The following is an 11,583-nucleotide window of genomic DNA, read 5'->3' on the forward strand; positions in this document are numbered from 1 at the left end:
CGTTTCATGCGGGCGTTCCGGATGACCAAGACCCTGACAAGCGGCAATCCCGCTAAATTGATTTTCCTGTTTACCATACCCCTGCTGATCGGCAACCTGTTCCAGCAGCTTTACAACATGGCGGACACCCTGATCGTGGGGCGCACGCTGGGCGTGGAGGCGCTGGCGGCCGTGGGCTGCACGGGCGGGCTGATGTTCTTCATCCTCGGCTTCGTCATCGGGTTTACGGCGGGGCTGGCCATCATCACGGCACAGCGCTTCGGCGCCGGACGCAGGCGCGCAGTGCGGCGCAGCTTTGCCGTCTGCATCGTCCTGAGTTCCGTCATGACCGTCCTGCTGACGGCTGTCAGCGTCATCTTTGCACGTCCGGTGCTGGAACTGCTGCAAACGCCGCCGGAAATCCTGGATGCGGCCTACGCCTACATCATTGTCATCTCCTGGGGCATCGGCGCGGCCATGCTGTTCAACCTCCTTTCCAACGTGCTCCGCGCCCTGGGGGACAGCCGGACGCCCCTTTATTTCCTGGTTCTGGCCTGCGTGCTGAACATCGCGCTGGACCTGGCGCTGATCCTGCGGTTCGGCATGGGGCCTGCGGGCGCGGCCGTCGCCACCGTAGCCTCCCAGCTTGTTGCGGGGCTGTGCTGCACCGCGTATGTCTTTAAAAGGTTTCCCATTCTCCGGCTGACCCGGGCGGACTGGAACATGAGCCGCCGCTACCTCTGGGCCCACATCCGCGTGGCCCTTCCCATGGGGTTCCAGGCATCCATCATCGCCATTGGGGCCATTCTGGTGCAGTTCGCCCTCAACCGGCTGGGAGCGCAGGCGGTGGCCGCTTTCAGCGCGGCCCAGAAAATTGACATGGTCGCCACGCTGCCCATGATGTCCTTCGGCATCACGATGGCTACGTACGTGGCGCAGAACTACGGAGCCAGGAACCTGGCGCGCATCCGCCAGGGCGTTCTCCAGTGCAACCTGATGTCCGTGGGGTTCAGCATCGCCATAGCAGCCGTCAACATTGCCTGGGGGCCCGAACTGATCCGGCTGTTTGTGGGAGACGGGGAAAGGGAAGTCGTCAACCTGGCCCAGACCTACCTGAATATCAACGCCTCCATGTATTGGGTGCTGGCACTCCTCTTCGTCTTCCGTTACACGCTCCAGGGACTGGGCCAGAGCATCGTGCCCACCTTCGCGGGCGTCATGGAGCTGTGCATGCGCGCCCTGGCCGCGGTCATCCTGGCGCGCTACCTGGGCTTTACGGGCGCCAGCATGGCGAGCCCCGCCGCCTGGATAGGCTCCTGCGTGCCGCTCGCCATCGCCTATTACTTCACCAGTAAAAAGATGGCGCGGGCCATAAGGCAACCCTTCCCGGAATGCTGTGGGGAAGAACCGGAAACCGCCCGGCAGGCAGCGTAACTGCGGCTGTGAAAAAGAGCCGTAAGGAATGCCACAAACCTCTTAGGGCTCAATTCCGTTTCGCTCCGCCTGCAAGTAAAATGCTCCAAGGGGAGGCAAAATTTCAAGTTCCTTGCCAAACTTTGCCGCCAGTTCCGGAGAAGGCATGTCCTCCCTTACATGCTTTCCTTCCCCAATCAGGAACGGCAGCACCACGATCCTGTCCCCCTTCAATTGCGGAAGCACCTCCTCTACGGAGGGAGAAGCGCCAAAATACGCCAGGGCCATGTCCTTCACCTGCGGCTGCAGCCAGGTGCGGAGCATCCGCAGGAATTCGGATGGCTCCGGGGGCAGTTCTTTTCCCACCACCCCATGCGCCACCAGCAGCAGGGACGTACCCGGCTCCAGCTCTTTCGCAAGGGCGGCGCCAATAACGCCGTGAAAGTTTTCCATACTTTCTCCAGCCCCCCAAACCGGCTTGAATTCCAATTCCGGGAGCAGGCCGCGTTCCGCATACAGGGCACGCAATTTTTCCGGCAGCGCCTCCGTCACCGTCCAGCCGCTCTGCATGAAAACCGGATAAACCCGGACCAGTCCGTCGCCCGGCGGCAAGTCAGCCGCTTCCATATCCCTGAAGGAAGCCTGCCAGACGGAAGCGTGATCCAGGCTCCGCGCCCGGAGGTCATCAGCCAGATGCTGCCGCAGTTCGGCCCCCGCCTCATCATAGGAGACGCATAGCGTGTAAATTTTTCTGGGCATGTCAAGTGAGACCCCGGAGGGGAAGCGGCGTTCAGCATCTTTCCCTGTCCGGAGACGCAGGGCAGTGCATGCCTGCCGTTTGTAACAGAAACTCCGGATTACGGCAATACCATAACCATCTTTTCCATTTATGGGCTCCAGCCCTCCTGGAAATGTAACAAAAAAATAATTATTATACTGACAATTATTGAGTTATAAATCTTCGAAAGAAGTGTTCCAGATAAAATGCAACCCTTCTTTCCAATCTCCCCCGGAGGCAGGATAGCGGCTTGACCGGAGGTCTTGAAACCGTCATAATATAAAGACATACAGGTTTTGTTTTATGTCGTTTTACATTCAATCCGTTGAAATCGGCGGCCCGCGGCCGTTCTACCTTCTGGGCCCCTGCTCTCTGGAGTGCGAATCCTTCGTCTGGGAAATGGCCCGCTCCATCAAGTCCATTGCGGAAAACCTGGATATTCCTCTTATCTTCAAGGCCTCCTACGACAAGGCCAACAGGACTTCCATCACCTCCTTCCGGGGTCCCGGCGTCCGGGAAGGCTGCCGCATCCTGTCGGAAATAGGGAAGGAATTAAAAATTCCCGTGGTCACGGACGTACATACGGCCCAGGAAGCGGAAATTGCAGCCGAGTATGTGGACCTGCTCCAAATCCCGGCTTTCCTGTGCCGCCAGACGGACCTTCTGGAAGCCTGCGCCAAGAGCGGGCGCCCCGTGAATATCAAGAAAGGCCAGTTCCTGGCTCCGTGGGATACCGTGAACATCGGGGAAAAGATGCGCGCTTTCGGCTGTGACAAGTTCATGATGTGCGAACGCGGCACCTCCTTCGGCTACAACAATCTGGTGGTGGACATGCGCTCCCTGTACTGGATGAAGCAGGAAGGCTTCCCCGTGGTATTTGACGCCACTCACGCCGTCCAAAGGCCCGGAGGCCTGGGCGGAACAACGGGCGGAGACAGTGAGCTGGCCCCCGTGCTGGCGTCCGCCGCCATGGCGACGGGCAGCATTGACGGCGTGTTCATGGAAGTGCACAAGGATCCGTCCAAAGCGCTTTCCGACGGCCCCAACCAAATTCCCCTCCACCTGCTTGAAGGAGTGCTGAAACGCCTTCAGTCCATCCATCAGGCGGTTCAATCATGATGAAATTATTGTCCACATGCATTCTGGCGACGGCCATGCACGGCATGGCGGCGCAGGCGGATACCAGCCTGCCCGCAGCCACGCCTTTCGCCGGGGTGGACAAAAAATTGCCCATGCTGGAGCTTCTGCCCGTGGGCAAGGTACTGCCCAAGGTAAGCCTGTCACGTTATGAGGGCCCGCGCCTTTCCATGCTGCTGACCGCGTCAAGCGTGACGGTAGCCGCTCCGCAGGAAATCGCAGCCAGCATCCTGAATATTTACCTGTACGGGAAGGACAACCAGACTTCCCGGCTTTTCACCAGGGCCGCGTCCTACTTTCTGGACAAAAAACTGGTTGTCTCCCATACGGAAACCACTCTCAAGGAAGAGAATATCTCCGCGCGGGGAACCGGCCTTTACCTGGATACCGACATTAAGAGGGGCATCATTCTGGGCCCCGTCCAAACAACCATCCGCACGGATCAACGCAACAAGTAACCATTACTTTCATGAAGAAACTTTCCTCCCTGCTGCTGCTCGCCCTGACCGGGGGCCTTGCCTGCGGCGCCACTGACGGCGTCCCGGCCCACATCGTCCAGCCCCTGCCGAAGGAGCTGGATCCCCGCCTGGAACCGCCCCTGACTCCTCCCTCCAGCATCGTGCGCCCCATGACGGCGGAAGAGACCGCCCGGAGAAACCAGGAACTGGCCCCCGTTCCGACTGAGCGCCTGAAGGAAGACGGGAAAAAGGCAATTGACACCTACAACGCGCAGGCAAAGGCCGTTGACAGGCAGATACAGGAGTTCCGGCAAAAGCACCAGGTCACCGGCAATGCCGCCGCCCCGGCAGCGGAACCCGCTCCCGCTGCGCCCAATCCGGAAGAGAGCTTCATGCGCTCCAACTCCGCAAATAATTTGTACTCCGTGGATTGTGACGGGGACCTGTACTTCGACATGGAAGAAGGCGTGCTGGTGTTCATGAAAAACGTCCGGGTGCGCAACCCCAACCTTTCCATGGATTGCGCGGACCACCTGAAGATTTATGCGGAGTTCGTGCCCAAAAAGCCGGGCGACAAAAAGCCCTCCGAACGCAAGCAGGAGAAAGAGAAGGGAAAGGCCGCGGAAAAAGAGGGGGAGAAGCCCCAGGTGGCCCTCCCCAACGGCGGCAACTTTGACTATAACTCCATTAAAACGGTCGCGGCTTCCGGCAACGTGAGGGCCAGCTATACCAACAAGGAGGGGGAAACCAGCAACGCCCAGGCGGACAAGATCACCTATAACGCCAAAACAGGGGAAATCATCCTGACAGGCTCCCCGGTGATTATCACGCCGGACGCCATCATTAAGAATCCGAGCAAGGACGCCTTCATCCGCGTATACTCAAACGGAAATATGTACAGCAGCCGGGGGACCAAGACCACGTTCCGCCACATAGATAAAAAACTTTCCGACCAGGAAAAACAGAAAACCAACCGCAAGCCGTGAGTTCCTTCCACTCCTCCCCCTTGCTGAGCGCCGAAGGCATCTGCAAAACCTATAAAACGCGCACGGTCGTGGACCAGGTCAGCCTGAAGGTGGGCCATGGCGAGATCGTGGGCCTGCTGGGACCGAACGGCGCGGGAAAAACCACCTCCTTTTACATGGTGGCGGGGCTCGTGCGCCCGGATGAGGGACGCGTGATTTTTGCGGATGAGAACATCACGGAACTGCCCATGAACCTGCGCGCCAGGCGCGGCATGGGCTACCTGCCGCAGGAGGAATCCATCTTCCGCAAGCTTTCCGTGGAGGACAACCTCCTGGCCATTCTCCAGACCCGCAAGGACATGACCTCCCGCCAGCAGAAGGACCGCGCCGTGGAGCTGATGGACCGCTTCGGCATCACCAAGCTGCGCCGCTCCATGGCCATCCAGCTTTCCGGCGGGGAAAAGAGGCGGCTGACCATCGCCCGCGCCCTCGCCACCAATCCAAAGCTGCTGATGCTGGACGAGCCATTCAGCGGGGTGGACCCCATCGCCGTTTCAGACATCCAAAAGATCGTCATGGAACTGCGGGACACGGACGGCCTCTCCATCCTGATCACGGACCACAACGTGCGGGAAACCCTCCACATCGTGGACCGCGCCTACATCCTGTTTGAAGGGAAAGTGATCAAGCACGGCACTTCCGAGGAAATCGCCAACGACCCCATTGCCCGCAAGCAGTACCTGGGCGACCAGTTCCGCATGTAACCCCCTCTTTCCGCCAGTATCCATGTCCTCCCCGCAGAATACGATCGCCCTGGTGTTCGACTATGACCAGACCTTGAGCCCCTTTTACATGCAGGATCAGGCCATTTTTCCGGAATTCGGCATCTCCCCGCAGGAGTTCTGGGCCCGGTGCAACGCCACCGGAGAAAAGGAAGGCTGGGACGGCGAACTGATTTACATGAAAAGCCTGCTGGACGCCCTTTCCCTGGACCGCGTCAGCAATTCCCGGCTCACCCAGCTTGGGAAACATCTCACTTTTTATCCCGGCCTGCCGGAGTTTTTCGACGCCTTTCCGGCCATGACCCTCTCCTCCCTTCATACGGACCTGGGCATCAACATCGAATACTACATCATCTCCTCCGGCCTGAAAGCCCTGATTGACGGCTCCGCCCTGCGCCCCTACTTCAAGGCCGTGTTCGGCTGTGAGTTCAGCGAGGTGGACGGGCACATCAACTTTCCCAAAAGGGTCATCTCCCACACCACGAAAACCCAGTACCTCTTCCGCATCAACAAGGGCATGCTGGATTACGACCAGGACGTAAACGACCACATGCCGGAAGACATGCGCCCCATCCCCTTCGCCAACATGATCTACATCGGCGACGGCCCCACGGATGTCCCCTGCTTTACCGTCATGCGCAGGAACGGCGGCCATGCCGTGGCCGTCTACAATCCGGAAGATGAAACGGGCCGCAGCTTCCGCAAGTGCTACAACCTGGCCTCCAATTCCGACCGCGTTAACTTCATCGCCCCGGCGGACTACACGCCCGGAAGCCACCTCACCCGCGTGCTGTCCGGCATGGTCACGGACATCGCCAACGGCATCGTGCGCCGCCGGGACCGCGCCCTGGCGGATTCCTGCGTAGCGGCGCCCTCCTTTTCCAAATAAACCTGCTTCATTCCTCTTCCGTCATGAACAATCATTTTCACTTTCTCGGCATCTGCGGAACCGCCATGGGGGCGGTAGCCGCCGCCATGGCGCGCCGCGGCTACACCGTCACCGGGTCAGACGCCAACGTGTACCCCCCCATGTCCACCTTCCTGGAGGACGAGGGCATCACCCTGTTTGAAGGCTACAAGGCGGCCAACATCCCCAAGGATGCGGACGTCATCGTCATCGGCAACGCCATGAGCCGCGGCAATGAGGAGGTGGAAGCCGTGCTCCAGCGCCGCCTGCGCTACCTCTCCCTGCCGGAAACGATGAAGGAATATTTCCTGCGCGGCAAGCGCAACTACGTGGTGACCGGCACCCACGGGAAAACCACCACCACATCCATGCTTGCGTGGCTCATGGAAGACTCCGGCCTGAACCCCAGCTTCATGATCGGCGGCATCGCCCGCAACCTGGGCCGCGGCGGACGTTTCACGGATTCCGACTTTTCCGTGCTGGAAGGGGACGAGTACGACACGGCCTTTTTCGACAAACGCTCCAAGTTCCTGCACTACCTGCCGGAACTTGTGGTCATCAACAACATTGAGTTTGACCATGCGGACATATACAACTCCCTGGAAGAAATCAAACTGAGCTTCCGCCGCCTGACCAAGATCATTCCCCGCAACGGCCTGGCGCTGGTGAACGCGGACGACCCCAACTGCCTGGACGTGGTGAAGGGGGCGCCCTGCCCCGTCAAGACGCTGGGCTTTTCCGACTCCTCCAATATCCGCATCCTGGATGTGGAAACTTCCACGGACGGAAGCCACTTCACGCTGGAAGGCACCAGGTACTACGTGCCGATGATCGGGGAATTCAACATCCGCAATGCCGCCATGGCGATCACCGCCGCGCAGTTCGCCGGCCTGAACGTCAAGCAGCTCGCGGACTCCATGGCCCGCTTTGAGGGCGTGGCGCGCCGCCAGGAAGTCAAGGGCGTGGTTAACGGCATTTCCGTGGTGGACGACTTCGCGCACCACCCCACGGCCATCAGGCAGGCCATCCTAGGGCTGCGCCAGCGCTACCCGGACTCACGCATCTGGGCCATCTTTGAACCGCGCTCCAACACCACGCGCCGCAACATCTTCCAGAGTGAACTGGCCCTGTCCCTCGCCACGGCGGATTTCCCCGTAGTGGCCGCCGTGGACCACCCGGACAAGGTGGCCCTGGAAGAGCGCCTGGACCTCACCAAGCTTTCCAATGACCTGTCCGCGCTGGGCAAGGACGCGCTCATTGGAGGCCATGCGCAGGAAATCGTCTCCGCCGTCTGCAAGAAAGCCCAGCCGGGAGACGTTATTCTGGTAATGAGCAACGGCGGTTTTGACGGAATTCACGCCAAACTGCTGGAAGCCCTGAACGCCTGACCCTTTTTCCCACACCATTCATCTCCAATGAAAAACGCATCCACCATCACCGCCTTCATCATCAGCTTCCTGGTCGTAGGCAGCCTGGCCCTGGTCTTCCTGTTCCTGGGCAACCGGGAGGACGAGCCTGCCGCCGCGGAACCCGCGGCGCAAACGGAAGTTCCGGCGCGCCAGACGGTGACGCCCCAGCCCACCGTGGACCCGCTTACCAAGGAGGACATCAGCCGGCAGACGGCCACGCCGTCCTCCCTGGTCAATCTCAGCTCCCCCCAGACGCTGGCCCAGGCCATCGCCAAAGTCATCCAGGACAGGGATACGGATACCCTGAAATCCCTGGAAATCCAGAAGGCCGTCACGGAAGCGCAGAGCCGCACCATCCGGGAGCTCATGGATGCGCGCCACGTGCGCCTTTCCACCCCCGGCATTACCAGCATTGGCGCCAACAACCAGGGCACCAACCCTACGGCCAGGTACACGCTCAATTTCAGCAGCGGCGCGCGCGGCTACCTGGACATGAAACGCAATGACCAGCAGCAGTGGACGCTGGATAACCTGACGCTGCCCAGCAAACAGGACCTGGCGAAGGACAAGGCCGCCCCCATGGCCATGAATGATCCCATGGGCGTCGTCAGTTCTTTCATGGATGCCGTAGCCAAGGCGGACTTCCGCACGGCGCGGAAATTCGTGGACGGAGCCAGGGTGCAGGACGCCACCGTGGCCGGACTGTGCATCCTGTTTGAGGAAGGGGCTTTCCGCCTCCGGGAGGATGCCCCCATCAAGACCGCCTATGAGGCGCCCACCAATGCCGGGTTCTTCGTGCACCTTCAGGACGCCCAGGGCCGGAAAGCCGGCAACGTGGGCCTGACCGTAGCCAAAAAGGATGAACAATGGCTGATTGCGGAAGCCTCCCTGGACAGCATGCTGGAAGCCTATACCAAACGGCAGGGCGCCGGAGACGACATCTTCATTCCCATTGTGAAAAACCCGCAAGGGGGGGATTCCCTGGCCCTGTTCTTCGGCTTTAATGAGGATGCCCTCTCCAAACGTTCCGAACGCCAGCTCCAGATCGTGGCTGAAGCCATCAAGATGGACGGCGGCAAGAAACTGGAAATCAGCGGCCACACGGACGACGTGGGCAGCGAACGCTACAACCAGGGCCTCTCCGAACGCCGGGCGGCGGCAGTCAAGGCCCAGCTCGTCCGGTTCGGCGTGCCTGCGGAAAGAATCGTCACGAAGGGGTTCGGCAAATCACAGCCGCGCCGCACCTACTCCCCCACGGCGGACGAAGGAACGCGTGATGAAGCCCGCAAGGAAAACCGCCGTGCGGAAATGTACCTGGACTTTTAAAGAGTGATTAGAGTGGAGAGTGGAGAGAAAAGTTTTTCAGCCAATTCCATTAACTATTCTCTATTAACTATTAACTGAAACCCCATGGCCCGCCGTTACGTCATTAAGCAGGATGCCGCGCCAGCCGCGCCCATCTCAGGGATTGACTACCGCACGGCCCTCAATGAAGAACAGTACGCCGCCGTTTCCTCGGAACCGGGACCGGCGCTCGTCATTGCGGGGGCCGGTTCCGGAAAAACGCGCACGCTGACCTACCGCGTGGCGTGGCTTCTGGACCATGGCACAGACCCGTGGAACATCCTGCTGCTGACCTTCACCAACAAGGCGGCGCGGGAAATGACGGAGCGGGTACGCTCCCTGATTCCGCTGGACCTGTCCCGCCTGTGGAGCGGCACCTTCCATTCCATTGCCAACCGCATTCTGCGCCAGCATGCGGAATACCTGGGCTATACCCCGGCTTTCACCATCATGGATTCCGACGACCGCAAATCCATGATCAAAAGCGTGGTCAAGTCGCTCAAGCTGGATGAAAAGTCCACCCGCTTCCCCAAGGCGGAGGTTCTTTCCTCCCTGTTCAGCCTGGCGGATAATGAGGGCGCCAACATCCAGGAAACGCTGGAAAACGCCTATCCGTACCTTTCCAACCATCTGGACGCCATCCTGGACGTGCACGGGCAGTACGTGGCCCGCAAGCAGGAGACCAACAGCATGGACTTTGACGACCTGCTGCTCAACGTCGTGAAACTCTTCCAGGAGCAGGAACACCTGCGCGCCCTGTACGGCTCCCGCTTCCAGCACATCCTGGTGGACGAATACCAGGACACCAATTACCTCCAGAGCCGCTTCATCGACATGCTGTCCCGGGAGCACGGCCAGCTCATGGTGGTGGGGGACGACGCCCAGAGCATCTACTCCTGGCGCGGGGCGGACATGGAGAACATCCTCAGCTTCACCACCCGTTACCCGGCCGCAACAACCTTCAAGATAGAGACCAACTACCGCAGCGTGCCGGAGATACTGGAGCTTTCCAACGCCGCCATCGCCGCCAACGAGGTGCAGATTGAAAAGCAGCTCCGCTCCGTGCGCCCTACCGGGGAAATGCAGCCCGCCCTTGTCCCGCTCAATGACGACCGGATGCAGGCCAAATTCATCGCCCAGCGCATCCGGGACCTCATTGAAGAAGGCACGGACCCCAATGAAATAGCCGTGCTCTACCGCGCCCATTTCCACAGCATGGAACTGCAGATGGAACTGACCCGCGGGGAAATCCCCTTCCGCATCACCAGCGGCATCAGGTTTTTTGAACAGGCCCACATTAAAGACGTAGTGGCGTTCATGCGCTTTGTGGTCAATCCCAGGGATGAACTCTCCTTCCGCCGCATGGTGATGCTGCTGCCCGGCATCGGCCCCGGCATGGCCCAGAAGCTCTGGACGCGCTGGGCCGCCTGCCCGGAAAGCCGGATGGAAACGCCGCCGGAATCCTTCTCCGCCCTGATGCTGGACTTTCCGGTTCCGGCCAAGTCCAAAACAGGCTGGACGCAGCTCTGCTACACGCTGGATGAACTGGCCCCTGCCGGTAAAACCGCCGGGCCGGCCTCCATGCTCCTCTCCATCAATGAAGCCGTGTATGACGAGTACATGCAGTCCGCCTTTGAAAACTATGACCAGCGCAGGCAGGACCTGCTGCATCTGGCCGGATTTTCCGAACGCTTTGACTCCGCGGAGGATTTTCTCTCCCAGCTTTCCCTGCTGGGCAATACGGATGATGAAAGCGCGGCCGCGGACCTCTCCGGAGGAGCCGTCACCCTGTCCACCATCCACCAGGCCAAGGGGCTGGAATGGTCCGTGGTCTTCCTGATAGGCCTGTGCGACGGCATGTTCCCGCACCAGCGCGTGATTGATGACGGAGACCTGGCGGGGCTGGAAGAGGAGCGCCGCCTCTTTTATGTGGGCATCACCCGCGCCAAGGACCAGCTTTACCTGACCTACCCCCGCTGGAACTGCCGCGCGCAGGGAGGAACCTTCATGCAGATGCCCTCCCGCTTTCTGGATGAATTCCCCGCCAGCCTGGTGGAGGAATGGCAGGTGGAGTGAACCTCCCTCCCTTCTGTAATAGAGCAGATATGCACCGTCCCTAATCCTTTTCTACAGGAAAGGAAAAGCGCTCTCCGGAAATTTGGGAAGCCGCTTGACGCATCCGCCTGAGGGCTTCCGCCAATTCCGGCCCGGCTCCATTTCATGCTTCCCGGAAAGGGATTTTTTTTCATGGAACGCTGCCTTTTTGAGAACCTTGGCCTCATGGATGATGGTGCGGTTCATCCCTTTTTCCGCCTCACTATATATAATAGCTGTTTTCTCCTAATTCCTGTTCACATGCCTTTACCATCTGCACAATTCATTCCATGTTCCAGGGGTTCCAAATTTTTGAA

The 11,583-nt window shown here is 59.8% G+C and carries 10 protein-coding genes; 9 read left to right on the plus strand and 1 reads right to left on the minus strand.

Annotated elements, in window-relative coordinates; translation table 11 throughout:
- The first annotated feature begins 21 nt into the window (after positions 1–21).
- Positions 22–1,413 (plus strand): MATE family efflux transporter, encoded by a 1,392-nt coding sequence (locus CXU21_RS11035; protein WP_102712999.1) that lies wholly within the window; start codon positions 22–24, stop codon positions 1,411–1,413.
- 42 nt (positions 1,414–1,455) lie between these two features.
- Here the strand turns inward: CXU21_RS11035 and CXU21_RS11040 are convergent, their stop codons facing one another.
- Positions 1,456–2,151 (minus strand): sirohydrochlorin chelatase, encoded by a 696-nt coding sequence (locus CXU21_RS11040; protein ID WP_102712722.1) that lies wholly within the window; start codon positions 2,149–2,151, stop codon positions 1,456–1,458.
- 322 nt (positions 2,152–2,473) lie between these two features.
- On the opposite strand from CXU21_RS11040, the gene kdsA reads away from it, so the two are divergent.
- From kdsA to CXU21_RS11080, 8 genes are all read left to right on the plus strand, one after another.
- On the plus strand, positions 2,474–3,289 hold the full coding sequence (kdsA, locus tag CXU21_RS11045) for a 3-deoxy-8-phosphooctulonate synthase (protein ID WP_102712724.1): 816 nt from the start codon (positions 2,474–2,476) through the stop codon (positions 3,287–3,289).
- Positions 3,286–3,765, plus strand: coding sequence for a hypothetical protein (locus CXU21_RS11050; RefSeq protein ID WP_102712726.1), 480 nt, complete (start codon positions 3,286–3,288; stop codon positions 3,763–3,765). The genes kdsA and CXU21_RS11050 overlap by 4 nt, the downstream gene beginning before the upstream one ends.
- Positions 3,766–3,776: 11 nt before the next feature.
- On the plus strand, positions 3,777–4,751 hold the full coding sequence (locus CXU21_RS11055; RefSeq protein WP_102712728.1) for an LptA/OstA family protein: 975 nt from the start codon (positions 3,777–3,779) through the stop codon (positions 4,749–4,751).
- Complete coding sequence (gene lptB / locus CXU21_RS11060) at positions 4,748–5,494, plus strand: LPS export ABC transporter ATP-binding protein (RefSeq protein WP_102712730.1); 747 nt, start codon at positions 4,748–4,750, stop codon at positions 5,492–5,494. Before CXU21_RS11055 ends, lptB begins: the two co-directional genes overlap by 4 nt.
- A gap of 22 nt (positions 5,495–5,516) precedes the next feature.
- The gene (locus tag CXU21_RS11065; RefSeq protein ID WP_102726066.1) at positions 5,517–6,401 is read left to right on the plus strand and encodes a haloacid dehalogenase-like hydrolase; all 885 of its coding nucleotides are present in this window, start codon (positions 5,517–5,519) and stop codon (positions 6,399–6,401) included.
- A gap of 23 nt (positions 6,402–6,424) precedes the next feature.
- Positions 6,425–7,807 (plus strand): UDP-N-acetylmuramate:L-alanyl-gamma-D-glutamyl-meso-diaminopimelate ligase, encoded by a 1,383-nt coding sequence (mpl, locus tag CXU21_RS11070; RefSeq protein ID WP_102712733.1) that lies wholly within the window; start codon positions 6,425–6,427, stop codon positions 7,805–7,807.
- A 27-nt stretch (positions 7,808–7,834) separates the two neighbouring features.
- Positions 7,835–9,154 (plus strand): OmpA family protein, encoded by a 1,320-nt coding sequence (locus CXU21_RS12530; protein WP_219723184.1) that lies wholly within the window; start codon positions 7,835–7,837, stop codon positions 9,152–9,154.
- 84 nt (positions 9,155–9,238) lie between these two features.
- The gene (locus CXU21_RS11080; RefSeq protein ID WP_102726067.1) at positions 9,239–11,248 is read left to right on the plus strand and encodes an ATP-dependent helicase; all 2,010 of its coding nucleotides are present in this window, start codon (positions 9,239–9,241) and stop codon (positions 11,246–11,248) included.
- The last annotated feature ends 335 nt before the right edge of the window (positions 11,249–11,583 follow it).

Origin of the sequence: Akkermansia muciniphila (genome assembly GCF_002884975.1) — a bacterium.
Classification (GTDB): domain Bacteria; phylum Verrucomicrobiota; class Verrucomicrobiia; order Verrucomicrobiales; family Akkermansiaceae; genus Akkermansia; species Akkermansia muciniphila_C.